Source organism: Anoxybacillus sp. P3H1B (assembly GCF_001560855.1).
In the GTDB taxonomy this organism is placed as follows: domain Bacteria; phylum Bacillota; class Bacilli; order Bacillales; family Anoxybacillaceae; genus Anoxybacteroides; species Anoxybacteroides rupiense.
This window is the reverse complement of sequence record NZ_LPUG01000023.1, coordinates 46,161-72,845: the sequence shown is the minus strand read 5'-3', so window position 1 is coordinate 72,845 and position 26,685 is coordinate 46,161. Positions and strand designations below refer to the sequence as shown.

Sequence of the window (26,685 nt, the reverse complement as noted above, 5' to 3'; positions counted from 1 at the left end):
AAGAATGCCACGAAACGGTTGGCCGTCCCCATTCTTACATTCTCCTTGTTCGTTTGAAATCCTGTTCGATATAAAAAACACGCATATAATGCGTGTTTCAAGTTCTTGATAAACGATTTTATTCTGCGTCACTGTCGTCCTCTCATCATGAGATTCGAACGGCTACGCTCCTTGTTTGCCAAGCGTTTTCAAGCCAGTTTGCTGTGAAAACACCACCATAAATGAGCTTATTCTTTCGGCCATTTCTTCATTACCGTTTGGACGATTTGTTCCGCTGTTAGCCCGTAAACCTCTTTTAATTCATCCATTTTTCCAACTTGACCGAATTGTTCACGAACCCCCACACGGTATACTGGAACCGGATATGTTTCCATCAGCGTTTCAGCAACGGCACTCCCTAATCCGCCAATGACATTATGATTTTCGGCTGTGACAATCAATCCTGTTTTTTGAGCCGCATGTATGAGCAAATCTTGGTCAATCGGCTTGATGGAATACATATCAATGACCATCGCTTCGATTCCTCGGTTGGCTAACTGTTCCGCTGCTTTCAATGCTTCTTCCACCATAATTCCGGATGCGATGATAGCGACGTCACGACCTTGGCGCAAGCATTTGCCTTTTCCTTTTGGAAAGGATTCACCATTTGTATAAAGACGCGTCGCTTTTTTACGGATGGTGCGAATATAATGAATCCCGTATTCTTGATAGATTTGTTTAAGCAGTGCGCGAAACATGGTGTTGTCGCTGACTTCATAAACGGTCGCATGCGGAATCAATCTTACAAGACCAAGGTCCTCAAAAGCCATATGAGTTCCACCGTTGTGCTCTGCCGTCACTCCCGCGTCAGATCCAATAATTTTTACATTTAATTGGGCGTATGCGCATGATACAAATAATTGATCAAAGGCTCGTCTTGTCGCGAATTGAGCAAATGTATGAACAAACGGAATTTTTCCAGTTAGAGAGAAGCCGGCCGCCACTCCCATCATATGAGCTTCCATAATGCCGCAATTGATTAGTTGCTTTGGAATAAACGACTGGATTTTATTGGTGGAGATCGAACTCATTAAATCTGCTTCTAAGGCGACCACGCGCGGATCCTTTTGCGCCAGCTCTAAAAGCGTTTCCGCATAGATTTGGCGCATTTCCTTTTCTTCTAATTCCAACGGCCAGTACTTTAGGCTCATCTGATCACATCCTCTGTGGAACATTTTTGTTCGAGTTCATACATCGCTTCCTCGATCGCTTGACGGTCTTCGTCTGATGGCCTTATATGGTGATTGTCCTCCTTTTGTTCTAAATACGGCACGCCTTGGCCCTTAATCGTATCGAGAATGATCGCCACGGGCTTTTCTGTTTGCTGTTTTCCCGCTTGAATGGCTGCTTCAATCTCTTCCAAGCTCGCGCCGTTCACTCGGCGCACCCAAAAGCCGAAAGAGCGGAACTTCTCTACAAAGTCGATAGGATCGCATATCTCTTTGGTCCAGCCGTCCAGTTGCTTTTTATTGTCATCGACAAAGACAAATAGGCGATGGAGCTTGTGATGAGCCGCAAACTGGATCGCTTCCCAGCACTGGCCTTCGTTTAATTCTCCATCTCCCACAATCGTATACGTATAAGACGGCAAGTCAGATAATTTTTGTGATAAGGCAACACCGACAGCGACCGAAAGTCCTTGTCCTAACGAACCTGTTGTCATTTCTACCCCCGGTGTTAAGTTGCGGTCGGGATGAGAAGGGATACGGGTCCCAGTTTGATTCAATGTATAGAGCAGATCATATGAAAAAAAACCTTTGACAGCTAATGTCGCATAAAGGGCTGGTCCGCCATGCCCTTTTGATAAAATAAAACGATCACGCCGTTCATCGTGCATTTGTTGTGGAGAAATGTTCATGATTTTGCCGTATAGCACAGCTAGGACTTCAACAATTGAAAGGCTTCCTCCATAATGGCCGAACCCTAAAGCATATAGCTGCTTTAATGTCCATAATCTGATTTGATCGCGAAATCGTTCCAGCTCGCTCATCTTTGATTCCTCCTTCATCATGACTGATGCAAAAAAGCTATTAAAATAAAACCGGGAGCAGACCATTCTAAGAAGAGAACCACCAACATTAAACGTTGGTGGTATGATCAGGAGAAGCATTTTTCTTGTTGCGAATAAAAGAAAGGACGACGGCAATGACGACAGCGGCGATGATCGTCACAGTAATTCCTGCTGAACCTAAATCATTCGCTATATAACCTAACACAATGCCAGAAGCCCCAAAATCGGCATCAGAGAAGGTGGTATTGGCAAACCCTAAATCTCCTAGCACCGGCATCAAGAACACCGGCAAGAAAGTAATCAGCAGCCCATTGGCGAAAGATCCAATGGTTGCGCCCCGTATTCCACCAGTAGCATTCCCGAATACGCCAGCTGTCGCACCTGTGAAGAAATGCGGAACAACCCCTGGCAAAATAATGATTGAACCGGCGATTCCAAGAATCATCATGCCGACGATCCCACCTAAGAAGCTGCAAAAAAATCCGATTAATACCGCATTTGGTGCATATGGAAACACAATGGGGCAATCAAGAGCTGGTTTGGCGTTTGGAACAAGCTTGGTCGAAATTCCTTTAAACGCAGGAACAATTTCTGCTAGGACAAGCCGAACTCCAGATAAAATAATGAACACTCCCGCGGCAAACGTAATCGCTTGAATGATGGAAAAGACAATGAAGTTTTTCCCGCCGCTTAAATTTTTTTCGATGTAGTCCGGTCCAGCAATGATGGCTACAATGATATAAAGGATGGTCATTGTTAATGCAATACTGATAGAGCTGTCTCTTAAAAAACCGAGCCCTTTTGGAAAGTTTATTTTTTCTGTTGAACGCGAATTTTTGCCGACAAGACTGCCGATCGCCCCAGATAAGGCATACCCGAGCGTGCTAAAATGGCCAAATCCGACTTGATCATTTCCTGTGATTTTTCTCATAAACGGTTGCGCCAACGCTGGGAAAATCGCCATGATCAGACCAAGCGCTAAAGAACCGACGAAGGCGAGCTGAAATCCTTTTAATCCCGCAGCAACTAAAATCACGGCAATCATGCACGCCATATACAAGGTATGGTGTCCCGTTAGGAAAATATATTTTAATTTTGTAAAGCGAGCGACTAAAATATTAGCAATCATTCCAAAAAACATAATAAGAGCGGTTGATGATCCGTATTCGGATAATGCCATCGCCACAATCGCTTCATTATTTGGCACCACTCCATTGACGTGGAAAGCTTCTTGAAACATTTTGCCGAAAGGATCAAGCGAGCTCACTAAGATGCTAGCCCCGGCAGAGATAACAATGAAGCCTAAAAACGATTTGGTGGTTCCTTTAATGATATCGCTGGCAGGCTTTTTTTGAATGACGAGTCCAACTAGCGCAATGATGGAAACTAATACAGCCGGCTCGCTTAAAATATCCATCACAAACTTTAATAACGCATTTCCCACATGAACCCCCTCCTTATAATTATAATTTTCCTAATTCCTCCAGCTTCTGTTTTAGCTTATTTTTCATTTCTTCCTGATCGATAATGCTATCTAATATAATGCGATCTCCCAAATGGCTGGCGCCTTCTGCAATATCCTTAGCCATCACGAACAAATCAGCCATATCGCTTGTAGCGGAGCTGAGATCGCAATGTTCGACTTCGATGTGATCAACCCCTAGCTCCCTTAATACTTGTTGAATATTCATTTCCAGCATAAAACTGCTTCCAAGACCGGATCCACAAATGGCTAAAATTTTCAACCTAAATCCCTCCTAAAAAATTATTGGAATCAAATAGTTTTTTACAAAATAATCTTATGACCTCTGGAACATTGATGGTCAGAGATGACTTTCGCTTCTCTTCATCCTATATTCAGTTTTGGCTCAGCCATCCGACCAGCCGAAAAACAGCATCAACTCCATGTCTATGAAAATATTTGTATATGAAGTTTGGCCCTTCGCCTCCTTTCTCTATTTCATGAAGTTTCATTCATGCATTAAGTGAGTGAATATTGATGAATAAGCTGTAAAAGCTCCGCTTTATCTTTCGCTTGAAAAAGTGCTTGAAGGCTTTCTTTATTTCCTAATAGCTTTGTTAACTGAGCGAGAGCTTTGAGATGTGTTGTATTATCGATGGCTGCAAGACAAATCAACACTTTGACTGCATTCTTTTCTTCATTTAATAGATAAGTAGGCTCATCAAGCTTTAAAATGCTCATTCCTAATTTTTGTACCCCGCATTCCGGTCTAGCATGAGGAATCGCTAGCTCTGGATGGACAATGAAATATGGTCCTAACTTCTCGACGTTTCCAATCATTTCATCAATGTAGGACGGCTGAATATATCCGTTTTGCAACAGTGGTTCTGCCGCTTTAGCAATGGCTTTCTTCCAATCGGAGATGCCTGTTTCGAATTGAATCATTTCTTCTGTAATCAGCTCATTCAACAACGGTTGTCTCCTCCTCAGGTTGGTTTTGTTCGGCTGTCCATATAACACGGCCGTAATGTCTTCTTTCAATTTTTCTGCATGCTGCACCACGCAATATTTTTCGATAATTTTTATAATTTGCTCCGGTGTCGGATATGGAGTTGAATGGGTAAATAGTTGCTGCATTACCGTATGATGAAGAAGCTTTTTTTCCGCTTCGTTCATAATCGGTTTAACGATAAAGAGTGTCTTACTTGTTTGCAGCGGAACCGTAGAAAACACGATATCGTAGTCTCGCTCATCCAGATTGGAAAACGCATCCTTTGACATAGGCGAAAGCCAGTGGAAGTTTGGAAATAATGAGTGCAAATAAGTTTCAACCATTAAACTTGAACTAATACCGTTAGAACAAACAATGACCGCTCGTATCGGTTTTTTGTTTTTGGCTTCAAGTGCATTTTGTTCAAGCAAAGCACCAAAGTGAATCGTCAAAAATCCAATCTCATCTTCGGGAATATCGATATTAAGCATTTCTTGAATGGGCTTCATCACTTCTGATACAAAGCTGAACAAGCTTGCATGCTCTTCTTTAATTTCCTCTAATAGCGGATTGGTAATTGGAATTTTATACAGCATGCGATAATAGGCTGGTTTAAAATGATGATAAAGCGCTTCAATCGCTTTTGGTTTATTTTTTATTTGAAAGCACGCATATTTTTCAAAATCATTGATAATTTTTTCCGTCATAGAAGTTAGCAGCTCGGTCGATGTTGGCGATAATTGTCCTTGGGTAATTCCTAATAACAGAATGGTTAAATAAGCGAGTTCTTCAGCTTGTGTGCTTTCATTTAGAGCTTGTTGGATTGTCAGAGCGACTGGATACATATCATGCTTTTGTAAAAATTGGTTCGTATCAGAGTGAATTTGAACCCATTTTTGTTGATGCTGGCGAATGTGAATCATTTGCAGCAGATAAATAAAGTCAAACATTCTTTCTTCAATAAAGGTTAAGTGAAAAGCTTTTTCCACGTTCTTTAAGTGTTTTTCGTAAGCTGCAAATTGATCTTGATGCCCCTGCTTCCTAAAAAGATATTCAAAGATTTCGTGCTTAGAAGGATGAGACGAAAACATAGAAATGCATTTTAGCATTAAATTTCGTTTGTCTTCTTCCAATCCTCTTAAATGAAAACCTTGTTCTCTCGTATAGCGGATCTTGACCCTGAATTTTTTGCTGAACTCATTGGCGCGTTTAACATCAGTAGTAACCGTATTTTTGCTGACGTTTAATAAAAACTGGTAGTGCGCATTTGAAATCAGCTCTGTTCGAATAAAGGTATAAAGCAATAAAATCAAAACCCGCTCACGTTCATCAAAATGAACCTGTTTCCTATGGATGGGGTTTGTTTTCATCTGTTGGCTCTTCCAATACTCAATCAGCTGACTTGGGATGATCAGCTCTGTTTGCTTTGTATCGATTTCCGGCAAATCGTTTTGCTTCAGCCAATCATTAATTTTTGCCAAATGGTAAAAAAAGCGCCTTGCGCTCAAGCTATGGGTTTCAATAAAAATCGGATAAGATTTCGGCCTTGTCGACATCAGCAGCTGAAATAATTCCGAATTTTTTTTATCAAGCATGAGGCAGCTCCTCCCTTTAGTTATAGTATAAGTGAAAGCGGATACAATGTGGCGGATGGTTTGGCACAATGAATGTTTCTGAGACAATGAATCATTGTGATCAATCTATTATACGATTAACCCATGGTGCTTGTTGAGCAAGAGATACAACGCCTCGCTCCCTCCACATTTGTCTAGGTGTAGCCGGCAACAGCTGGCCTTCCAACCGTGAGTTTTGACAAGTGCCGTCATTCATCATACGTATACAACACGAGGATTATAAGTGAATCGATCAATTGTTCATTTGCCATTTCTGTCATAAAAATAGCTGGCTATGAACAGCCAGCTATTTTTTATTTTTCGATATTCATTTACAATATTTCACATGGTTCGTTAAGACAGGAGCTCCTAATTGCCTCGTTTTTGAATTGGATGGGCGCACTTGTATTTGCACTCCTGTCATTTGAGCGGTAATATCCTCTATTTTTCCCGCCCATATCGAACCATGCTTTTCTTGGATGGGCTGGAGCTTGAATCGCCAGCTAATTTCTCCTGGAATAAAAGCAAACCCTTCATACGTATCGTAATTTCCTAAAGTGCTAGGGGCGGGCAAATGGAGAGCGTGGATACTGATGCTTGTTCGCGGAAAACTTGGCGTCAGCTTCACCTTGTAAATCAGAGCGGCTCCGTTTGCATTTTTACTTCGCTGATCTACAGATGGCAAAATCATGCTGCATGGCAAAGATCGTTCAGATTCTGCATAAGTGTGGTGAGAGCTTACAGTCATCATCCCGATTAACCCTAATCCCAAAATGACCCGTTGCATATGTACCTCCATTCCGTTCATTTTGGGTTAGTGTTTCTCTTTTTTTACGCCCTTATACCATCCATCCGCTATTTTTTCCTTTGCTTCTCCAGCAGTTCAATGATCCGATCGAGCTTTTCTTCTATTTGAGTTAATTGGCTTTCAGAGCCTCTGCTTCTCCCTAATAATGATCGGGTCGCCCAAAAGATCGCACTTATGAAAGCCGCAAATAACGCGAGCATCAACAGCAAAAAGATGAGGTCTCCCCACTGCATGTCAACTCTCCTTTTTTCCTTATTGTACCATAAGGAGTGACGCGGTAGCAGAAGAAATCTTATACGTATTTTTAAAGATAGCTTGATCTAAGCGCGCAGTTGTTGATAGGATCGTTCTTGTTTGATCCAATCGCTTGTTGTCTCCAACAGCATTTCTCGATGCGCAATCGACGAAAAGGTATGGTTGGCGCCTGAAATGATCTTTTTAGTGTACTTTCCTTTTCGGCGAATCGCAAAGGCGCGGTCATAGGAATAGCAAGTTTCTACAGGAATATCTTCATCATTCGTTCCGTGCACAACTAAGACGTTCCCTTGAAAATTCTCAGCCTCTGACAATGGATCGTGTTCTGCTAAAGAAGCAAAAAAATCTGGATTCAATCGATAACCACAATAGTCGATTGTTCTCGTAACATGAGTCGATCCAATCTGTCGCTGAACAATTTGTGTAATATCATGATAAGGGCGAGCAGATGGAGCCCAAAGCACAAGAGACTGTACTCTTGGATCTACAGCAGCTGTAAGCAGCGCCACAGCGCCGCCTAGACTATGGCCAATCAATGTAATCGTATGGTTTTGAAATGATTTCATGCTTGTGACGTAGTCAATGACGGTTCTTGTCTGATGGATCAGATCATCTAACCGATTATCTCCATATTCTCCGCTGCTTTCTCCGCACCCAACATAATCAAAGCGGATCACCGCCATTCCTTGGGACGAGAGATGATCAGCTGTTTGGACGAACAATCGATCGACGCCGATACGTGTACTAATAAATCCATGACAAATAATCACAACCGGTGCTTTTGCCATTGAAAAGGATGGATCAGGATAATGAATGGAGGCCATTAAACGTTCTTTTCCCCAAGTAATCGGTATGCAATTTAGCAATGTTCATTCTCCTCTCTGCGGATTGTCGATGCTTCAGGTGTTTAGAATGCGATACAAAAAATAGATCATTGAGAGTTTTTAGCGACCTAGATATGCGCGTTCCTTCCATTTCCTTGTTGGTGCTTGTCGCTTGAGAAAGCGAACAAACTTGGTTGAGTGGAACTCTTTCATTCTCTTTTTTAGAAATCAGGAGAACAATCGATTCTTCTCTCCTTCTTTATTTTTATGATGGATACTTTACCGATTTTGGATGAAGCAAAGGGACGACATGATCGTAAAATTCCGGAAGCTCAACTAAAGGGAAACGAAAGGTTAATAGCACTTTATCAATTCCAATGTCTTGAAGAGCATTGATTTTTTCAGCCACTTCTTTATAGCTGCCAATAAGGCCGGTTCGAAATCCTTCGTTATTAGCCACAAAATCGGGTAGAACAGACGCGTTCTTCCACATTCCTTTTGTTTCTGTTCGTTTTTGCAACTTCTCAATAGCAGCCTCATCTGCGTTATCAATAATGAATTGATACTCTGACAGCGCCTCATCTGTTGTTGCTCTGGCAATAACAAACGCATTGACAGCAAATTTGATCCAGCGTCCGTATCGGCTGGCAATCGCACGAACGGATTGGATTTGTTTTTTTAGCTCTTCGATTGGAGCGCCGTTCATAAAGTAATAATCTGAGAGACGCCCGGCCATTTCTTGTGCCTCTTTAGAATTCCCTCCTTGATAAATCGCGGGATAAGGCTTTTGAGTTGGTTTTGGAAGCAATGTCGCATTTTTAATTTTGTAATAGGTTCCATCAAATGAGAAATGGTCTTGTGTCCATAACCCCTTCAACACTTCGAGATACTCTATAGAGCGTTTGTACCGTTCCTCGTGCGCAATCCATTCAAGTCCAAACGCTTCCTGCTCTTGTTTAAACCATCCACTCACAAGGTTAATATGAAATCTTCCATTAGAAATCCTATCGATAGTAGCACCGATTTTGGCTAATGTAGCGGGGTGAATAAAAGCCGGTAGTACCGCTGCAATCAAATGAATTCTTTTTGTTTCTGCTGCTAGAGCTGCGATTATTGCCAATGGGTCAAGCTGTCCATGCTTTTCTGGCGAATGCCCCCCGATGCTCCCAATGTAGCGGACCGGAAACAGAACAGAGGCTACATTGAGCTGTTCCGCCGTCTTTACAAGCTTCCGATTATAGTCGAAGCTCCATTCTTGATTTTCTTCTACTCTTGCACGCAAAAAACCGCCCGAAAGATTAGAACCCCAAATCGAAAATTGCAAAGATCCCACTCTCCTTTCGTTGCCACAAATCCATTAACTTAACACCGTTTCTTTAAATAATGGAAGCAAAGAGCGTCCTAAGCGTTCCGCCTCTTCTAAATGAGGAAATCCAGATAAAATAAAATGTGTGACGCCTGCACGAATATATTCCTGCAGCCCTTCTCTTACCTGTTCAGGAGTACCGACCAGTGCCGTCCCTGCTCCTTTTCGGACTTTTCCGATACCGGTCCAGCCGTATTTATCAAACCGATCATTGCGTTTAGATAATTCATTCATTCTTTTTTGAGCAACAGAATCCGTTGTTTCATAATAATGATCTATATTGTGCTGAACGGTCGAATCCACCTTGCTGATAATTTTATAGGCTGCGTCCCACGCTTCCTGTTCGTGATCACGAATCACAATATGGAGGCGAATTCCATATTCTAATGTTCGTCCATATTTTTGCGCCCGCTGTTTTACATCTTCTATTTGCTGTTTAGCGTGTGCTACAGGCTCCCCCCATTGAAGATAAACATCCGCCGATTGGGCAGCCACTTCTTTAGCAATCTCAGATGATCCACCAAAATAAATAGGAATATTTGGATTTTTAGAGATAGACGGGCGTAATGTTCCATCTTTAATGGTAAAGTAATGGCCTTGATGGTTGAATGAAGGCTGAGTCCAAGCGTTTTTGACGACATGGAGAAACTCGCTTGTCCGATGATAACGCTGATCATGTTCAAGGAAGTCCCCGTCTTGGCCCAGTTCTTTCGCTGATCCTCCCGTTACGACATTAACAAGAACTCTTCCATTCGCAAAATGATGAAGAGTTGCCGCCATCTTCGCTGCCACTGTAGGAGCAATAAAACCGGGACGAAAGGCGATCAATGGTTTGATTTTTTTTGTATGATGGATAATAGCAGATCCCACCATCCACGAGTCTAAATAAGGGATGCCGGTCGGAATTAGAATTCCTTCAAACCCAGCTGCTTCCGCTGTCTGGGCGATTTGTACGATATAATCCAGCGTCGGAGGACGCTCTGGAGTTTTTAATCCTAAATATTCACCATCACCATTTGTGGGTACGTACCAATAAAAATGGACGGACATGAAAAGAACCTCCTCATTTTAAAACTTCATAGGCAAAATCAATCAGCCGCTGCTTGTGCTGATAAGAATGGTACTGGGCTGCATATGTTCTGACAGGATCGCCAGAATAAAAACGCTCATACAATTCATGTCGTGCACCGAGCGGACTGCCAATGAGATCCCAAGCGAGTTTGATAAGTTTTGTTCTTTCTTTAGCAGATGAGTATGTCCCTTTATAATATTCATGTAGAAACGAACGGATAGGACTATCAAATTCCTCGATGCTGGAAGGCACCTGCAAAAGTCCACCGGCTCCAATTTGCTGTAAAATTTCCAATGCTCTTGGATAAAACCGCGTTCCGAGATTACGAGCAGTTGTTAAGAAGTTGGGGGCGGGAAGCAAGACACCATTATACAACTGCGCGTGATGTTCAGAAGCAATGAGCAGCGCCTTTATTGTTTCAAGTTGAATGATGAGCTCTGCTAACTTCTCTTTTACGTGTAAAAAGGCTGTGGCTCCCGCTGTTTCTGCTAGTTCATTTCCGATCGCTACTACACTTTCTAATTTACTAACAAGACGAACAACGGTTTGATGCTGACTTAGTAAAGAAGCAGCGCGATCAATGCGAAGCTTCCAAGAAAATTCAGGATCTTCATAGACAAGCACTCGCTCCCATGGGAGAAATACTTCATCAAAAATCAGCACCGCATCCATCTCGTCAAACCGAGAGCTTAACGGATAATCAACAGGATGGTCATAAGCGAAAGATTCACGGCAAACGATATGAAGACCTTTCGCATGGACTGGCACTACAAAAACATTCGCAAATTCTCGTTCACTTTCGCTCCTTTTATGGAAGGAGAAAAGCAACAGTTCATCCACATAAGGAGCCGCTGTCGCAATCATTTTAGCACCGCTTAAAAAGACTCCTTCCCGATTTCGGCGGGTAATACGTAACAGTCCCTCCTTGCCTTTTTTAGTTATATTTGAACGATTCCTTTGCGGATCATGGCCGGCTGCTGTAGATAGCAAATCCAAATCACGAGATTGTTGATAGTAATGAGCGATTTTTTCGGAAAAACCAGGGTGTGATGATTCATACTCTGCGCGGTTGGCATACCAGCCCGTAATTAGGGAACGGGAATATTCTGATAGACGGCTCATCACGCCAAACGTTTGATCCGCCCAGTATTGATAGGCAATTCTCTTTTTCTGTAAATCTTCGTGCGTTCTTGGAATAAGGAAAGAAAGATGCGCGTCTGTTCCTTCTTCTGTCCGATACATTAACAGAGATTTTGTTTCTTCATTTTTCTGCAAGTTCAGCAGTGATTGAATGGTACAAATCGTTCCCCTAAACGCAGGATGGTGCTCGATATTGTTCACTTTCTTTCCGTTGATCCAGACATTTCTGTCATCATGAAGGCGTTGAATATACGGAATGGCTTGGCTCATGTTTTTCCTTCCTCTCGCTAATGTTCTCTAAAAAATGATGAAGTTTCTTTTTAAGAGGCTGCTTATCGTACAAGTCATACTGCTGTGCAAACGTACGTACAGGATCTCCTGTATAAAACCTTTCATACAGATCATGCCTTGATCCTAATGTACTTCCAACCAGCTCCCATCCGATTTGAAATAAAGCTGTTTTGGTTGTAGCATCGACATTGGCTCCTTTGTAATATTTTTTTAATAGCGGCGAGATTGTCTCACTTTTTTCAATCGGAGTAGAAGGAAGCTGAATAAAACCGCCGGCTCCAATTTGTTTTAAAATTTCAATCGCGCGAGGATAGTAGCGAGTTCCTAAATTCCGGGCCGTTTGCAAAGGCACACGAGCTGGAAGATAGACGGAATCGCGATGGAAAGCGCCTTGAATTTCTGAAGCGATAAGTAAAGCTTCGATGCTGTCAAGTTGTGTGTAAAGCTCTCCTAGCTTTTCTTGAACATGAAGATAGTGATCTGCTCCGATCGATTGGGCGATGGCCGTAGCGACTCCCGCTACAAACTGCAACTTTGTCAGCAATCGAACAACGGTCTGATGATGTGCCAGCACATTCAGTTGCTGATGCAACTGAGCTTGAAAAACACCTTCGGCTGATTCCTTGATGAATACCCGCTCCCACGGAATCAAAACATCATCAAAAATCAGCACCGCATCCATTTCATCAAATTGGGCGCTTAATGGATGCTTTTCTTGGTCTTGAGAAGCAAACGATTCGCGACAGACGATGTGCAATCCCTTTGAATTTAGGGGAACAATAAACATATAGGCACTGTCTGCTTGGCTTTCAGAGAGCTTTTGATGCGGCATAATAATAACGTCGTGAGCATATGGAGCAGCTGTCGCAATCATTTTGGCACCGCGGACAACAACGCCTTCTTCAGTTTTACGAACGACTCTTAATAAGGCGTCAGGATCTGTTTGCTCGGCCGACAGTTTGGATCGATCAATCTGTGGATCTAAGACAGCCGTGGTGATGATCCGGCGTTCGTCTCTGGCCTGTTCATAGTACTGTTCAGTTTTTTCAGAAAAGCTAGGGTCATATTTGGTAAATTGATCTCGATCAATAAAATACCCCGTAATTAAAGAACTGGCATAATCCGATAGTCTACTCATTACGCCAAACGTTTTTCTTGACCATAAGGTAAATGCCTCTCTTCGTGAAATGATATCCTTAAGATCCGCGGGAACTAAAAAGGATTGATGGACATACTGGCCTGTTTTTGGACTGACAAACCCTACTATTTTCTGTTCTTTCGGAGAGTCCAGCATCTCCCACAAGCGGTTGATCGTCGCCAATGTTCCTGAAAAATCTGGATGTTCCGCGAGATTGTTGATCTTTTCTCCATCCATCCACACACTTCTTCCATCTTTTAGACTCTCAATGAATCCATTTCGCTTCTTATCAGTCATAAGCTTTTCCACTCCTTAAAAATGACTAAGCTAAGATCAGAGGCAGTATGTCTGTATTATCGCCTACTTGAAATTGATTACTCTCAATATTAATCATACAAAACCTATATGTCAACTATGAATTGAATTGTATTTGTGATAAATTTGGAAAAACTTCATCTTGATTGCCAGTCACCTTTATGATATATTCCATTTAATCACATAGGATAACTACGAATTAAATAGACGAAGGGAGATGAATAGTTAGATGAAAAAAGGGCTATGGATGATCAGTATGCTTTTATTGGTGTTCACAGTTTCAGGATGCGGGACTAATCAAACAAGTACAAGCAGCGCTCATGAGGAAAAAAGTAAAACATTGGTCTTCGGGTTTACGCCAGGTCCGTATATTGATCAAGTGAAAAAAGGAATAGAGCCTCCCTCTATAAAATATCAATTTTCTCGTTTTTTCTTTGAATTTCTTCGATTTTCATGAACATAGACGTTTCGTAGACATCAGAAATAAGGATAGATATTGAATATCTATAAATTTTTGGATAGATAGAATGTAGGGGGACAAGCTCCATCATCCAATTTTTTAAAAATGGAGGACATTTCCTTATGATCGCACCAATGGATCTCCACTTGTCTCATGGCGGTGTACCCTCCCATGTCTCACGGAGTCCTTCGCTCCTACATTCCTTCGTTCAACCTATCCATGAGGTGGAGGTCGGAATATGCTCACTTGCTGGGTCTATGCCCGAATGGGGATTTACGACCGACTTCTCCGTGCTTCTAATGTCTATCTTCGATACATTGTTTGAGATTAGGCAATTTCCTGTAATGTCTTTAAGTGTGGAATATCTTGTATCATTTTCTCTTCACTGAACGAAATTTGACGTCGACCAATGACGAATAAGATTCGAATGAGTTTACTACATAAAGCGACAAGAGACTGCTTACCGGTTAATGGATTATGAGTCCGTGTACGATAGTATTCATGTAAGGCTTTAAACCCTTTGTTTTTCGTTGATAAAGGCATCACCACTCGGAATAAGAGGGCGCGCAGTCGTTTTCGTCCTCGCTTACTAATCGTTGTTTTTCCTCGATGTTTCCCTGATTCATTCTTTTTTAAGTTCAGCCCCGCCAATTTAATGATTTGGCGTGGATGCTGATATTGGTGGAGGTTGCCCACTTCAGCGAAAAAACCAACCACGGTCATTTCTCCGATGCCTTTGATCTCACACATCTCTTTGGCCCCCGGAATCGTTTGAACCATTTCACTTAACTGCTTTTCCAATTCGTCTAGACGATGGGTTAAATACTCGTATTTCTCGAGTAAATAACGTAACTCTTCTTTGGCCATTTGAGTGCCCGGTTGAAGTCCAATGGAGACTTTGGCAGCCTCTTTGAACTGTTCCATTCGCTTCATTCCAACAGCTCGTTTCGCCACTTTCTTGACTTCTACAAGAAGCCGTTCGGATGGAATCTTTGCGATTTCGTTTGGCAGATATCCCAATTTCAAAAGCTGTAGCGCTGCTTTTCCTGTCCAATCTTTAAACACCGTAAGAAACTCAGGAAAATATCGATCCAGCCAATTGTGTACTTGAGCTTGAACCGCATATAGATCCTGTGTCATCATATCGTGAAGTTTCACGCCTTCACGTAATTCTGCGTAGATTCCCTCTGGAAGAATCGGGATGGAATATCGGCCATCCTTGACGAGTTGGGCAATGACCTTCGCATCTTTCACGTCGTTTTTCGTAGGAGAGTTGTCATCCAGCTCTTTACTTCGTTTCACATGCATCGGATTGACTGTCACACATAGGATGTCATGTGAAGTTAAAAAATAAGCGAGATTCAACCAGTAGTGTCCGGTTGGCTCCATTCCTACGATGACATCTCTTTTTTCATGTTGGTTCATCAAGGTGTGTACCCAATTTAAAAACGTTTGAAACCCTATTCTTGAGTTTTCAAATACAACGGCCTTTGATAAGTCCATTCCCCGATAATCTTGAGCTCTTGCCACATGTTTGTGTTTCGCAACATCGACGCCAATGATTAACGTTTGTTCAGTGATTTGTCTAATTTTCGAATTTCGGTTATAATTCATATCGAGTCCTCCTTGGTTTATTAGTTAGGGGTCATGGCCATGACACCCTGTATCATACCAAGGGGACTTTTTTGTTTCAAACCTCATTTTTCCTCATTACAGGAACGCTCACTTAAAGAAAAAAGGCTATACGATTCGCTACGTGGAATTTAACGATATTATCCAGCCCAACTCCGCTTTGGCCGAGGGCTCCATCGACGTGAATATATTCCAGCATACCGCTTATTTAGAGAATTTCAAAAAAGAGAATAAACTAGATCTGACTGAAGTTATTAAAGTACCTACCGCTCCAATGGGAGTATATTCTGATAAGCATGATTCGCTGGATGACTTAAAGACTGGAGACAAAATTGCGATTCCAAATGATCCCCCTAATATAGCTAGGGCGTTAAGAATTTTGGAGCAGCTCGGTTGGGTCCAGTTAAAACCAGATTACAAGCCTATATCTGTTTCGGAAAGAGATATCATCTCGCGGAAAGTGAATTTTACCTTTGTCGAAGTGGAGCAGGCCCAGCTTCCTAGGACGATTCCCGATGTCGATTATGCGTTGGTGAACGGGAACTTCATTTTGTCGTCAGGCCGTAAGCTATCTTCTTCTTTATATTTAGAAAATCCGCCGTTTGAATATCAAAATCTCGTAGCCGTTAGAACTAAGGATAAAGACAAACCATTTGTAAAAGACATTATGGAAGCTTACAAATCTCCAGAATTTCAAAAAATCATTGAAACAGACCCAAGCTTTGAAGGGTTTTATCACCCTGATTATTTTCAACAGTAAGTTGTCTTCCTTTTTTACTTCATGAAAGCCAAGATAAACAGACGATAAGAGCAAAACAAAAGCGGACGCATGAAGTCAACCTTCATTTGTCCGCTTTTACACTTGCTCAATTTTTCTTTTGCTGGATGGCTGATTTTTTATCAGGATGCCTCTTCGACAGCTAGCGACAATGAATACATAATTGAACATTCATCTAAGGATCATTTCGCTTCTTCTTTTTCTTTCCTTTTTGTCATATGCTCTTTCTCATAATTATCGTCTTCGATATTGTCGCGAATCGTTTTTTTTTGCAGCACGAATGAGGACATGACTAAAAAACAGGCGCAGACGGCGTAATGATCCTTTTCAACAAGCGGCGCATCCATATTGTACAGTCCAATAAATATGAACGCGCATGATAAAACGAAAGACGCCCAAGCTAAAAATAGTAAATGCCTGCGTGTTGCGGCGGCGGTAACGCCTTATTCGCTCCCCCTTCCCAAACCAACTTCTCATAATTTATAATGGTACTACATCGCCCCAGTAATAAGGCTTCTTATAAGCAATACTACAATCATAGATCGTTTTCTTCATATCTGTTTCCCCCTTATTCAACAAATAAAAACGGAGCCCCGTTGATAAGATCGTTACGAGCATGACATTGAAAAGTAAAGATACGAGGAAAATTTCAGTTCATTTGAACCATTCCTGTTTTAAAAACCTTTATTTTTTCTTTTTATAGTAAGATAGAAATGGAGGGAAAAACATGATCACAAAAGTTGTTCAATGGGGAGAGGCAAAAGTAAGATTAACGTGGAATCCGGATACACAGCTTCCGCCAAGACATTTAATAACAAGTGCTCACGCTTTTTGCTTTCAAGATGGCAAGCTGCTGCTGGTGAATCTTAACCATAGGGGATGGGACTTTCCCGGCGGACATATGGAACAAGGAGAAACTCCTACAGAATGTGTCAAACGTGAAGCATATGAGGAAGGCTATGTGAGAGGAAGCTGTTTTCTTTTAGGGCATATTGTCGTTGATCATAGCGCCAATCCCAAATGGGATGAAAGCAGTCCTTATCCCAAAATCGGCTATCAAGTTTTTTATCGTATGGATATTGAGCAAGTATTGGATTTTGAAGGAAAATACGAATCAGTTGAAAGAATTTTTATTAATCCAAATGAAGTAATAGACTATTATCATGATTGGAACGAACTTTATCAGGAAATCCTTTATCGTGCTATAAACCATCATAGACATTAACCTTCAAGCAAGAGTAAAGGGTTCGATGGGCTCCTATCGCCACATTTAGAGCTTCTTTCATCCTGTTTGCTGAACAATAGCTGTCCATCAGAGCAACCGTTTTGAAAGACATGAACCCTCCTGAATTTAGGAGCGATGTTCATGTCTCTTTTGCTTACATTTACGGTTTGAAATGTTGGATAACGATCCCTTTTCCGTTGTTCACTTTGACTTCAGCCAACGCTCCGTTAATAAAAGTGATTTGCGGCGGAACGTGTCCGCAGTCGATATCGTACACAATGGGAATTTGCAGCTCTTGCGCCAAATCTTGATACACATCTTCTGCTGTATAGCCATCAATCGGTTTATTGGCAGCGCTGCGCCCAAACAAAATTCCCGAACAATGATCAAACCAGCCCGCCAATTTCATTTGCACAAGAGAACGCCGCAAATCTGTAGTGGAAAGCTCGCAGTTTTCTAAATACCAAATGATAGGCTCGCCGTTGAGATGGGTTTGACGAAAATCACGGACACGGCCATAAGGTGTGCCAATCAAATGCCGAATGACATCAATGCAGCCACCGAGCAATCGGCCTTGCAGGTTGACAGGTCTATTTGTAATGGTTTTCCAATATGTCTCTTCTGTAAGATGGAACACGCATGGAGATGGGTTGTCATGCTGCCACTCCTTTTGATATTTTCGCGAAGAATATTGAATCACAGCTGCACCTGGCTGCGTCGACAAAACCGTCTCCCACATGGCTGTTGTCTCATCAACATATTCACCTCTAATATCTACAAAGTTCGTTCCGTGAGCAGTGGCGATTCCGGTGTTTAGCGTAATCGCTAATAGCAGAACGCTTGTATCAGAATACCCTAAAATCCATTTTTTGTTAATATTTGCAAAATCGAGTTCTTCGAGAATCTCAATTGATAGCTCCCCTCCCCAAGGCGGGATGATCAAATCAATCTTTTCATTTTGCATCATGTCCATCCATTCGTTCGCTCTCTTTTTTGCATGAGCCGATTTGGCTTTTTCTTGCGTCCAAACCGTTTCACCGCAAACGACTTTATACCCTTTTTTCTCTATGCGTTCGCAAGCCCCTCGAAGCATCGGATGCAAAGCGGGCTTGACGCCTGAGGAAGGTGCGGTGATACCAATTGTTGCTCCTTTTCGTAAAAATGGATATTCGATCATTCGCCTCTCTCCTGTTCTGTCTAACCATTCAAATTTTGCAGTTTAGTCTTTGGATAACGACACCGCTATTGATTTATGAATGTTTATATAAACCGATCCGTTCTTGTTCGAAAACAGCGGGATAAAGGGCTTGGTTGGCTTGAGTCATCACCGCCCAATACCGGTCACCGTACGACCAATGCCACCATTCTGTAAAATCATTCACAAAACCGACAGATTGAAGAGCATGAGCGAGGATTTGCCGGTTTTTTCGAGCTTCTTCGCTAATATTGGCTGCGTCAAAAAAAGTGGCGTTGTCTGTCTCTTGCGGTATAGCATCATACGGTGTACCAAAGTCCAACTCGCTGCCGTTCACATCAACCAAAGTTAAATTGATGGCTCCTCCTGTTGGGTGAGGAGCTATATTTGGCGGAGCCACATATTTAGATGCCTCTGCTATAAGATCAGCTGAATTTTTGTTTGGAAACTGGAGCTTTGCCCGTTGCAAAGCACGATCAAAAGCACGCTGCTGAATATGCAAAGGTCTGTATCCTTCTTTAACCAAAAAGCGCAGGCCCTTTGGAAGCAAGGCTTTGGCTATAGAAAGCTTCTTGGCTATCGACAGGCGGACACAAACGAAAAGTAATCGCTTCTGTTTGCAAAAACCGGATCTACTGCAATATCTGGATCAAAGTAAGCAAGGTCAACAAATGGTTCTTGTGATGGCTCAACAGGCATAGAGAAAACAAGGGAATCGCTCATTAAAATCGTTTTCGTTTCTTTCACAAACCTCTCTCCTTTTTCTCGATTTCCGTAAACCTCGACATGTTTTTATAAAGCAACGCAGAAAGCTTCTTTTAGGCTAGTGTGAAAAACTCTTCGCTAACGGAATCCGGATGAACTTATCATCGTGATGACCGGGAACCCCCCTGCCGTCCGTGTTATTCGTGACAAAATATAAATCATCCTTCCATATAAACACATCACGTACCCGGCCCACATGATTCACGATTTGCTTATATGTTTTCGTTTCAAGATTGAACGCCAAAACTCCTTCGCCACGCAGTTGGGCAGCGTATAAAACTCCACGGTTATAAGCGAGTCCAGATGGCGCCCAAGTATGACCGCCAGAATGGAATAACGGCTTGATCATTCCTTCCTGTTTCTCGTCTCCCTGAATAAAAGGCCAGCCATAGTTGCCCCCAGGTTGGATCGTATTGATCTCATCATGCGCGCTGGAGCCATGTTCAGAGCTATACAGCTGACCGTTCTCATCCCAAACCAGACCTTGGGGGTTGCGATGCCCATAGCTATAAACAAATGAGTCAGAAAAAGGATTGTCTCTTGGTATCGTCCCATCCAAATTCATCCGCAGAATTTTTCCTCCAATTGACGATAAATCCTGCGCCAGCATTGGATCGGTTGCATCTCCAGTGGCAATATATAACTTGCGATCTGGTCCGATTTTGATTCTACCGCCATGGTGAAAATTGCCGCTTGGGATGCGATCTAACAACACTCGCTCTTCTGTCCATCCGTCACTCCTTTCACGCAGTTCTACTACTCGATTAAATTGTCCGTGTTCATCCTCGTATGTGTAATATAAAAAAGCATAGTTCTTTTTCTCTGGGTGGAGGGCAAAACCTAATACTCCTGCTTCAGCTGCCGTCGCAAGCCTTTTATCCAATTGAAGATTTTGCCTTACCTTCTGCTTGCCTGTTATTTTGACAATGGAACCTGTCCGTTCTGAAATATAAAAGGAGGTGCCGTCCCATTCTATCGCCCATGGCGCGCTTAAATCTTGCGCAATGATGCTTTCGTGTTCAACAGGATGGGAGTCATTTTGCTCGTTATCTTCCGATTGATTTGAACAACTTGCTAGAAAAATCATGATACAGGTGATGCTTGCTAAGCGTTTCTTCATTCGCTTTCTCCCCCATCATTCAATAGTTTTCGTTTTTGTCAATCTTCCTTCGTCGCTATGTTGATCATCATCACTTCATCATGTCGCTTATTTTTATCACGATCCATTTTTTACCCACGGACAGTTGATACAGCAAAAGGAGGGACAAAAATGTTATTGAACGACTTTTTCTCTTTTATGTGATGTGGAGAGTCATATAGTATTTATTTAGAGAAGTTTGTTTTCTATTTTTCATTCGGCAAAAATATGAAAATCCCTTTTGGCGGATGTTTTCGCTTTTTAATCCCCCTTTTTCTATCAATTCAAAAATTGATTATTTAGTTGACAAATGGCCACTGATGATTGATAATAGAGATACAGAACGTATATTCGTATATTTTCTCCTATTGTTTTTACACGTTTGATAAAGGAGAGAATTGGAAAAGGGTTCAAACCAATAGAAATCAAGCATGTTTTTTCATCATGAAAATGGGGCGGTTTGATATGCGGCATTCCTCTTAAAGGAACAAGCCGATGATGCGATTAACAGCAGCCATCCTCACTCGTTTACGCCGGCCATATTTTTAAGCAAGCAAACATTTGAACAGTGGCACAGGGAAGAAAAATTCTCATGCTGCTTGCTCCATCTCCATTCAGCCAACAGTTGGAGTGTCATGGCAGCTAAATCTTGCAAAGCCTTAACAGTTTGAAAATAAATACAAGTAGAGAGGTTATGTTATGTCCGTAACACATACAAATCCATCTATGGCTTCGCTATTGCGTAATCGCTTTATTCAAACGATTATGACAGCAGGAGTGCTTATCCAAATCGGCATTTGGATTCGCAACTTTGCGATTTTATTGTTTGTTACCGAAAAAACGAATGGCAACGCACTTGCTATTTCACTTATTTCAGTGGCTGAATTTGCACCCATTTTTATCTTTTCATTTATCGGCGGAACGTTTGCCGACCGCTGGCGGCCTAAACGCACGATGATCTGGTGTGATCTCTTAAGTGCCCTATCAATTTTTGCCATCCTTCTTGCACTTTTATTTAGCACATGGAAAGCAGTGTTTCTCGCAACCTTTGTTTCTGCCATTTTATCGCAGTTTTCTCAGCCTTCGGGAATGAAATTATTTAAAGTGCACGTTCACGAAGCACAGATGCAAGCAGGCATGTCGCTATTCCAAACCATGATGGCCGTCTTTGTTGTGATTGGCCCTGTATTAGGAACATTTGTATTTCAACAATTTGGAATTTATATTTCCATGGCGATCGTCGGTCTCGCTTTTTTATTCTCTGCTCTTGTGCTAACCCTGCTGCCGCCGGATCGAATCGAAAAAGCTGATTCTTCTGTCCCCCTTTGGAATGAAATGAAGCAAGGCTTTCGCTATGTATGGTCGCGTAAAGTGCTTGTGATTCTTGGCGGAGGATTTATTGCCGCTGGATTCGGGATGGGATTAATCCAGCCTTTGTCTATCTTTCTTGTGACTGAGCGGCTTGGGATGGAAGAAAGCTATTTGCAATGGCTGTTCGCCGCACACGGGGCCGCTATGATGATCGGTGGAGGTTTAGCTATGGCATTTTCCCATCGAGTGGCGCCGCATATTTTACTCATGATGGGAATGGGCAGTATGGCCATAGGGATTTTTGTGATCGGCTGGTCCACTCTGTTTTGGCTCACTCTATTGGCAGAGTTTTCTATTGGTTTGTTTATGCCAGCTTTTCATATCGGCATGAACACCATTATTATGAATCAAACGGATGCAGCGTTCGTAGGCCGTGTCAACGGCATATTGACACCGATGTTCATGGGAGCGATGGTCATTACAATGAGCTTGTCTGGTCTCTTGAAGGAACAGCTATCTCTATTTCTTATTTATCAGATTTCCGCCGCGCTGTTTTTCATTGGGATGATCATCATGCTTCCGATGTTTCGAATGCTTCATCCTGCTAAAGCTAAATCATGACAGCTCACAAAGCCCAGCCGTTTGGGCGGCATGAGGCAGCCTGAAACAAAAAGCTGTTTGAGCGTATGAATCAAGTCATACGTTCAACAGCTTTTTTGCCTCCTTTAAAAACAGAAACTTTTATTCATTAGCATTATGAACCTCTCCTGCCTTCATTCCGTTTAGAGGGGGAGCTTCTCGGTAGATGTGTTAAAAATCAACCTCAATTGATAAGAAGTGGCATTTTCCCTGTCACCATGCCAATGCGGCCGTGAACCGTGAAAATATATTATACAAATCCTTCATGGTAAATATCCGCACCAACCAATCGCTTGTTCATCGCGTATCTTCTCCTCGACTATTCGTATCAAATGATTCTTTTCTCATCATTCGTTTCTTTTGTTTAGTCCAATATACCATAGCAAGAAATAGCCCTGTTAGCACAAAGCCGATTCCTCCCAATAAACCAAGCATTCGATTACTCACGGCTTCTAATATGATTCCAGCTGTGAACATGGATATTCCGATGAAGGTGTTTGACACGGTTACCAGCCATCCAAATACGAAGCCTTGCTGGCCAACAGGTGTTTCTTGCATAACGATGGAATCCATACATGTATTGCAAATACCAGATGCAAAAGAGATGAAAATATAAAGCAGACAAGCGATCCATGCTAAGTAGACGTGGCTTAAAACCATAAGACCTATCCCTTCTATTATAAGTGCCGCCAGCCCAATGAATAAAAGATGCTGAGTGATTCGCTGGGAAATCATAAAGCTTAACATTAATCCCACTCCAAGAGCCCCGTAAAACAGACCGACTCCTATATCGCCAAGATGAAACTCTTGAATGGCATAGATGCTAATGAGAACATTATCAATGCCATTAAACAGCGGCACAATCAGTTCAAACAAGCAGACAATATACAAAGCGGCAGAAGCTATTACTAACTTTTTGATTGTTTGGATCGAGTGAAAGATGCCTGTTCTTTTTTCTTTATCTGGCTCTCTCTTTCGATGGACGAATGGAATGGAAGCGATCATAAAAGCCGCAAGCAAAAATGAAAGCCCGTTCAGCCAAAATGTCAAATCCGTTCCAAAATAAAAAGCCACGATTCCCCCGGACAATGATCCTCCGATTAAAACAATGCCAAGCATAACTTGCTCTAAACTGTTAATTTTGATGATATGATCTTTTTTGACAAGCAACGGAATCCACGATTTTCGCGCAGGAGCGTAAATGGATTCTCCTGCGGCTAGCATAAACGTACTAATGTAAATCAGCCAAATATCATCTGCGCTATTGGCAAATGCCAACGAAATCGCAAAAATGATTCTAGATAGATCGGTTATAATTAGGATGTTTTTTCGTGAAAACTGATCGGCCAGCTTTCCTCCTAAAGGACCGAATAATAAAAAAGGAAAAACACGAATGGCTAAAACAGCACCAACAGCCCACCCGGAGCCCGTTAATTCTAAAAGTAACGATAACAGCGCCACTTGACTAAAGCGATCGCCGATTCCATTCACAATTCCCGCTCCAAATAGCCGCAGATAATGCTTTTCTTGTTGCAAAAGATGAGCTATGCTTCCCATCCAATTCCCCTCTCTAATTTGATATATATCTAATTAGATGAGCAAAAAATAATAAATGATGGATATCGTCGTTGTTTGCTCATCATTTTTTTACTAATTGATTTTTCCATCATCTGATGAAAATGCGGAAGCGTTATTATCTTTCTCTTTAATTCGATATACATCTAATTAGATATTAATCTAATTTATTGGTTCAAGCAAGCCTTACCAATAAAAATTTTCCTCTTTATATGTATAGATGCGATATCAAGCTTACTAATTGATTGGCTTTGCATGGCAAAGAAAAAGGAGAAGGCTTACTTCTCCTCCGTTATTGCCGTGTCATTTTTAATTCTTGAATGAATTGGGCGGTTTGCTGATACAGACTTAATGGATATCGGTACCATTTTAACTCTGACGGAACACTAATTTGTAGGGAAAGCGCAGATAAGTCAAGCAAGTCAGGCATCCGCCCGGAAGCTCCTGAATGATTTTGCTTCTCCATTGCTTGATGGAGCTGATTTCCCATGTATTCCCCCAGCATTTTTAATTGCATGGTCCATTGCTCTCGTTCATCTGCTGACATCGTTCCCATTTTGGTCCAGTCGTGGAACGGAGGAAGAATGTTGGAAATATACAGATAGCCTGTTGTCAATAGCGAAAGGATGTGCTTATATTGCTTTAATGACTGCTGTTTATTTTTTGAGAAAATGTTTAATTTAAGGCTTTTCTCTGCTTTTTGTAAATCCTTCTGCACTTGATGCAGCTCCTGCAGCAGGTCGGCTACATCTTTTTTTAACGCTTGTCCCTCAAGAGGATCACAGTGACCATGGACCCAATCAGCACTTCTCTTAAATAGCTGGATAAGATGAAAACCAAATTGATTTAAGGTTTGTCCGGCTTCTTTCATATAGCTCGGTGGAAAAAGCAACATGTGAATGAAAATAGCGGTAAATGCTCCGACGATGGTATCTCTCACCCGATCCGAGGCATAACTGGCTGTTTGATGAGCAAAGACAAACACTAACAAAATGGTCAAGGCCACTTGATGAATGATGGTTTTATGTACTCTTAGTATGACGGGAAGCAGCATCCCTCCAAGCAACAAGCAGCCAATCGTCCATCCACTTACCTCCAAACGACTGACAATAAAGACCGTCACAGCCACGCCAAAAACAGTGCCAATCATTCTGTAAAAAGCATAGGCAGCTGAATGCCAAACGGTTTCCTGCATAGAAAGAATGACGGTTAACGGTGCTAAGTAAGGATGTTTGGAGCCCAGCAGCTTCGCTACCTCCCATGATACGCCAGCTGCCAATGCAATTTTGACGATAAGCATGATTCCTTTTATTAGATCGCGCTGTTGTCTGCTTTTGTTGTTTTTCATAACAATCCCCTTATCTCAACTGGCTTCCTTGCTTTCGATTTGTATCGTTATTATGAACGGGAACGAATAAATTATGACAACTAAACGATTTTAGATCCCCTAAACCGTAAAAAAGGATTGAAGGCTGCTTTCCTTCAATCCCAATAAGAAGTTTATTGTTTAGAAAAGGGCATCCATTGCGTACTGTCCAGGTCCAATTAAGGCAACTCCTATCGCGACAGCGAGCAGAACGAAATTGTATTCAAAACCATTTTGTGTAACCCAAAAGCCGTTCGCTTGATGGACTTTCACAATGGCCACAAGCATCGTAAGCGCGAGAAGCAATCCTGCGATCCAAGTGAATAAGCCGACAGCAAATAAAGCTCCGCCAATAAACTCGGCTAATCCAGCCAACAAGGCCATCGTCACCCCCGGTTTCATGCCTATGGACTCAAACCAGCTTCCTGTTCCCTTGATCCCATAACCGCCAAACCATCCAAATAATTTTTGTGCACCATGTCCCATAAATGTTAAACCAACCACCAATCGAATAATCAATAAACCTACATCCATCATTTTTCTGTCCCTCCCTAAGATGTTTTATAAATATTTAACAAATTCAGATACCGGTTTACGGTATCCTCTTGGCCTTCTGCTTTGAATTTTTTCTTTCCCTACTGTAATCATCAGCACAGGCTCATATGGATCTGAAATATTTAACGTTTGCTTCAGTTCGTTAGGATCAAAGCCGATCATTGGGCAAGTGTCCCATCCTTTGCTCTTAGCAGCGAGCATAAACAGCATGGCTGATAACGATGCGTTTCGAATCGCTTCATCCCGCTGAAAGACTTCGCCCCTGTTTTCATAAAAAGAAACGGTATCCCCTACCATTTGCTCGAATTCATGCTTATTTAAAATTCCCAGTGCTAAAAGCCCTTCATAAATGTGAGCTGCTTCTCGATAAGCCTTTTTGTCTCCTAAGACTACAATGACGGCAGACGCTGTCGACACTTTGTGTTGTCCGTAAGCAGCTTTTTTTACTTTCTCTTTTAAGTCAGGATGAAGAACCACCAAATAGCGAGTATGCTGTAGATTAAAAGCTGATGGCGCAAGCTTTACTAACTCGAAGATCTCATTTAGCTCTTTTTCGCTAATCGGATGATTTTCAAGAAAATTATGAGCGGAACGACGTTCTTTGACTAATTGTGTGAAAGGTTCCATTTCGATTCCTCCAGTTTTTATACTTAATTCAAATATTGTTAATTCGAGACACTTTCTTACTTGCCCTTCACCTCACAAAACGGCTGGCTTATAG

Annotated in this window: 25 protein-coding genes; 3 read left to right on the top strand and 22 right to left on the bottom strand. The window is 41.9% G+C overall.

The genetic code is table 11. From position 1 onward, the window contains the following. Window positions 1-227: 227 nt before the first annotated feature. The 13 genes from AT864_RS13965 to AT864_RS13900 all read right to left on the bottom strand — a co-directional run bounded on the left by AT864_RS13965 (window position 228) and on the right by AT864_RS13900 (window position 15,399). Window positions 228-1,190, bottom strand: coding sequence for a transketolase family protein (locus tag AT864_RS13965; RefSeq protein ID WP_066149901.1), 963 nt, complete (start codon window positions 1,188-1,190; stop codon window positions 228-230). After that, window positions 1,187-2,029, bottom strand: coding sequence for a transketolase (locus AT864_RS13960; RefSeq protein ID WP_066149898.1), 843 nt, complete (start codon window positions 2,027-2,029; stop codon window positions 1,187-1,189). Before AT864_RS13960 ends, AT864_RS13965 begins: the two co-directional genes overlap by 4 nt. An 88-nt stretch (window positions 2,030-2,117) precedes the next feature. Beyond that, the gene (locus AT864_RS13955) at window positions 2,118-3,494 is read right to left on the bottom strand and encodes a PTS ascorbate transporter subunit IIC (RefSeq protein ID WP_066149896.1); all 1,377 of its coding nucleotides are present in this window, start codon (window positions 3,492-3,494) and stop codon (window positions 2,118-2,120) included. 19 nt (window positions 3,495-3,513) lie between these two features. Further along, the gene (locus AT864_RS13950) at window positions 3,514-3,795 is read right to left on the bottom strand and encodes a PTS sugar transporter subunit IIB (protein WP_044742463.1); all 282 of its coding nucleotides are present in this window, start codon (window positions 3,793-3,795) and stop codon (window positions 3,514-3,516) included. 236 nt (window positions 3,796-4,031) lie between these two features. Further along, the gene (locus AT864_RS13945; RefSeq protein WP_066149893.1) at window positions 4,032-6,098 is read right to left on the bottom strand and encodes a BglG family transcription antiterminator; all 2,067 of its coding nucleotides are present in this window, start codon (window positions 6,096-6,098) and stop codon (window positions 4,032-4,034) included. A gap of 346 nt (window positions 6,099-6,444) precedes the next feature. Further along, window positions 6,445-6,903, bottom strand: a complete 459-nt coding sequence (locus tag AT864_RS13940) for a hypothetical protein (RefSeq protein WP_066149890.1) — start codon at window positions 6,901-6,903, stop codon at window positions 6,445-6,447. 68 nt (window positions 6,904-6,971) lie between these two features. Next, complete coding sequence (locus AT864_RS13935) at window positions 6,972-7,157, bottom strand: DUF4083 family protein (RefSeq protein WP_066149887.1); 186 nt, start codon at window positions 7,155-7,157, stop codon at window positions 6,972-6,974. Between the two features lie 87 nt (window positions 7,158-7,244). Then, window positions 7,245-8,003: an alpha/beta fold hydrolase gene (locus AT864_RS13930; RefSeq protein WP_066149955.1), complete on the bottom strand. Its 759-nt coding sequence runs from the start codon at window positions 8,001-8,003 to the stop codon at window positions 7,245-7,247. Window positions 8,004-8,268: 265 nt separating this feature from the next. Next, the gene (locus AT864_RS13925; RefSeq protein WP_231734661.1) at window positions 8,269-9,336 is read right to left on the bottom strand and encodes an LLM class flavin-dependent oxidoreductase; all 1,068 of its coding nucleotides are present in this window, start codon (window positions 9,334-9,336) and stop codon (window positions 8,269-8,271) included. A gap of 24 nt (window positions 9,337-9,360) precedes the next feature. Continuing rightward, window positions 9,361-10,419 carry an LLM class flavin-dependent oxidoreductase gene (locus tag AT864_RS13920; protein ID WP_066149882.1) on the bottom strand — a complete coding sequence of 353 codons (1,059 nt, stop codon included), beginning with the start codon at window positions 10,417-10,419 and terminating at the stop codon, window positions 9,361-9,363. Between the two features lie 13 nt (window positions 10,420-10,432). After that, window positions 10,433-11,851 (bottom strand): 4-hydroxyphenylacetate 3-hydroxylase family protein, encoded by a 1,419-nt coding sequence (locus AT864_RS13915; RefSeq protein WP_066149879.1) that lies wholly within the window; start codon window positions 11,849-11,851, stop codon window positions 10,433-10,435. Further along, window positions 11,814-13,307 carry a 4-hydroxyphenylacetate 3-hydroxylase family protein gene (locus tag AT864_RS13910; protein ID WP_066149876.1) on the bottom strand — a complete coding sequence of 498 codons (1,494 nt, stop codon included), beginning with the start codon at window positions 13,305-13,307 and terminating at the stop codon, window positions 11,814-11,816. The genes AT864_RS13915 and AT864_RS13910 overlap by 38 nt, the downstream gene beginning before the upstream one ends. Before the next feature lie 805 nt (window positions 13,308-14,112). After that, entirely contained in the window at window positions 14,113-15,399 is a 1,287-nt protein-coding gene (locus AT864_RS13900; protein ID WP_066149870.1) for an IS110 family transposase, read from the bottom strand. Window positions 15,400-15,484: 85 nt separating this feature from the next. Here AT864_RS13900 and AT864_RS13895 point away from each other — a divergent pair, with 85 nt between their 5' ends. Beyond that, the gene (locus AT864_RS13895) at window positions 15,485-16,177 is read left to right on the top strand and encodes a MetQ/NlpA family ABC transporter substrate-binding protein (protein WP_082741706.1); all 693 of its coding nucleotides are present in this window, start codon (window positions 15,485-15,487) and stop codon (window positions 16,175-16,177) included. Between the two features lie 200 nt (window positions 16,178-16,377). On the opposite strand, the gene AT864_RS18765 is transcribed toward AT864_RS13895, so the two are convergent. After that, entirely contained in the window at window positions 16,378-16,542 is a 165-nt protein-coding gene (locus AT864_RS18765; RefSeq protein ID WP_369815567.1) for a hypothetical protein, read from the bottom strand. A gap of 380 nt (window positions 16,543-16,922) precedes the next feature. Here AT864_RS18765 and AT864_RS13885 point away from each other — a divergent pair, with 380 nt between their 5' ends. Next, window positions 16,923-17,420 (top strand): NUDIX hydrolase, encoded by a 498-nt coding sequence (locus AT864_RS13885; RefSeq protein WP_044742466.1) that lies wholly within the window; start codon window positions 16,923-16,925, stop codon window positions 17,418-17,420. A gap of 160 nt (window positions 17,421-17,580) precedes the next feature. On the opposite strand, the gene AT864_RS13880 is transcribed toward AT864_RS13885, so the two are convergent. The 4 genes from AT864_RS13880 to AT864_RS13870 form a co-directional block, all read right to left on the bottom strand. Then, on the bottom strand, window positions 17,581-18,597 hold the full coding sequence (locus tag AT864_RS13880; RefSeq protein ID WP_066149867.1) for a S66 peptidase family protein: 1,017 nt from the start codon (window positions 18,595-18,597) through the stop codon (window positions 17,581-17,583). A 73-nt stretch (window positions 18,598-18,670) separates the two neighbouring features. After that, window positions 18,671-19,201, bottom strand: coding sequence for a M15 family metallopeptidase (locus AT864_RS13875; protein WP_066149864.1), 531 nt, complete (start codon window positions 19,199-19,201; stop codon window positions 18,671-18,673). Beyond that, the gene (locus AT864_RS17980) at window positions 19,192-19,362 is read right to left on the bottom strand and encodes a hypothetical protein (RefSeq protein ID WP_156450546.1); all 171 of its coding nucleotides are present in this window, start codon (window positions 19,360-19,362) and stop codon (window positions 19,192-19,194) included. Before AT864_RS17980 ends, AT864_RS13875 begins: the two co-directional genes overlap by 10 nt. Before the next feature lie 76 nt (window positions 19,363-19,438). Beyond that, window positions 19,439-20,500: a sorbosone dehydrogenase family protein gene (locus AT864_RS13870; RefSeq protein WP_066149861.1), complete on the bottom strand. Its 1,062-nt coding sequence runs from the start codon at window positions 20,498-20,500 to the stop codon at window positions 19,439-19,441. 717 nt (window positions 20,501-21,217) lie between these two features. Here AT864_RS13870 and AT864_RS13865 point away from each other — a divergent pair. Then, window positions 21,218-22,450 (top strand): MFS transporter, encoded by a 1,233-nt coding sequence (locus tag AT864_RS13865; protein WP_066149858.1) that lies wholly within the window; start codon window positions 21,218-21,220, stop codon window positions 22,448-22,450. Between the two features lie 315 nt (window positions 22,451-22,765). Here AT864_RS13865 and AT864_RS13860 read toward each other — a convergent pair whose 3' ends face one another. The 4 genes from AT864_RS13860 to AT864_RS13845 form a co-directional block, all read right to left on the bottom strand. Then, window positions 22,766-24,025: an MFS transporter gene (locus AT864_RS13860; RefSeq protein WP_066149856.1), complete on the bottom strand. Its 1,260-nt coding sequence runs from the start codon at window positions 24,023-24,025 to the stop codon at window positions 22,766-22,768. A gap of 310 nt (window positions 24,026-24,335) precedes the next feature. Then, the gene (locus AT864_RS13855) at window positions 24,336-25,391 is read right to left on the bottom strand and encodes an aromatic acid exporter family protein (protein WP_066149853.1); all 1,056 of its coding nucleotides are present in this window, start codon (window positions 25,389-25,391) and stop codon (window positions 24,336-24,338) included. 159 nt (window positions 25,392-25,550) lie between these two features. Beyond that, a complete protein-coding gene (locus tag AT864_RS13850) occupies window positions 25,551-25,946 on the bottom strand; it encodes a DoxX family protein (RefSeq protein ID WP_066149850.1) in 396 nt (131 codons plus the stop codon). Between the two features lie 24 nt (window positions 25,947-25,970). Further along, window positions 25,971-26,591, bottom strand: coding sequence for a nitroreductase family protein (locus AT864_RS13845; RefSeq protein WP_066149847.1), 621 nt, complete (start codon window positions 26,589-26,591; stop codon window positions 25,971-25,973). Between the last annotated feature and the right edge of the window lie 94 nt (window positions 26,592-26,685).

Excerpts from the sequence above, each read along its gene's own strand:
- AT864_RS13960 (WP_066149898.1), bottom strand. The coding sequence starts at position 2,029 with ATGAGCGAGCTGGAACGATTTCGCGATCAAATCAGATTATGGACATTA.
- AT864_RS13910 (WP_066149876.1), bottom strand. The coding sequence starts at position 13,307 with ATGACTGATAAGAAGCGAAATGGATTCATTGAGAGTCTAAAAGATGGA.
- AT864_RS13865 (WP_066149858.1), top strand. The coding sequence starts at position 21,218 with ATGTCCGTAACACATACAAATCCATCTATGGCTTCGCTATTGCGTAAT.
- AT864_RS13945 (WP_066149893.1), bottom strand. The coding sequence starts at position 6,098 with ATGCTTGATAAAAAAAATTCGGAATTATTTCAGCTGCTGATGTCGACA.
- AT864_RS18765 (WP_369815567.1), bottom strand. The coding sequence starts at position 16,542 with ATGGATGCGCCGCTTGTTGAAAAGGATCATTACGCCGTCTGCGCCTGT.
- AT864_RS13880 (WP_066149867.1), bottom strand. The coding sequence starts at position 18,597 with ATGATCGAATATCCATTTTTACGAAAAGGAGCAACAATTGGTATCACC.
- AT864_RS13850 (WP_066149850.1), bottom strand. The coding sequence starts at position 25,946 with ATGATGGATGTAGGTTTATTGATTATTCGATTGGTGGTTGGTTTAACA.
- AT864_RS13845 (WP_066149847.1), bottom strand. The coding sequence starts at position 26,591 with ATGGAACCTTTCACACAATTAGTCAAAGAACGTCGTTCCGCTCATAAT.
- AT864_RS13860 (WP_066149856.1), bottom strand. The coding sequence starts at position 24,025 with ATGGGAAGCATAGCTCATCTTTTGCAACAAGAAAAGCATTATCTGCGG.
- AT864_RS13900 (WP_066149870.1), bottom strand. The coding sequence starts at position 15,399 with ATGAATTATAACCGAAATTCGAAAATTAGACAAATCACTGAACAAACG.
- AT864_RS13935 (WP_066149887.1), bottom strand. The coding sequence starts at position 7,157 with ATGCAGTGGGGAGACCTCATCTTTTTGCTGTTGATGCTCGCGTTATTT.
- AT864_RS13965 (WP_066149901.1), bottom strand. The coding sequence starts at position 1,190 with ATGAGCCTAAAGTACTGGCCGTTGGAATTAGAAGAAAAGGAAATGCGC.
- AT864_RS13870 (WP_066149861.1), bottom strand. The coding sequence starts at position 20,500 with ATGAAGAAACGCTTAGCAAGCATCACCTGTATCATGATTTTTCTAGCA.
- AT864_RS13920 (WP_066149882.1), bottom strand. The coding sequence starts at position 10,419 with ATGTCCGTCCATTTTTATTGGTACGTACCCACAAATGGTGATGGTGAA.
- AT864_RS13940 (WP_066149890.1), bottom strand. The coding sequence starts at position 6,903 with ATGCAACGGGTCATTTTGGGATTAGGGTTAATCGGGATGATGACTGTA.
- AT864_RS13885 (WP_044742466.1), top strand. The coding sequence starts at position 16,923 with ATGATCACAAAAGTTGTTCAATGGGGAGAGGCAAAAGTAAGATTAACG.
- AT864_RS13915 (WP_066149879.1), bottom strand. The coding sequence starts at position 11,851 with ATGAGCCAAGCCATTCCGTATATTCAACGCCTTCATGATGACAGAAAT.
- AT864_RS13930 (WP_066149955.1), bottom strand. The coding sequence starts at position 8,003 with ATGGCCTCCATTCATTATCCTGATCCATCCTTTTCAATGGCAAAAGCA.
- AT864_RS13855 (WP_066149853.1), bottom strand. The coding sequence starts at position 25,391 with ATGAAAAACAACAAAAGCAGACAACAGCGCGATCTAATAAAAGGAATC.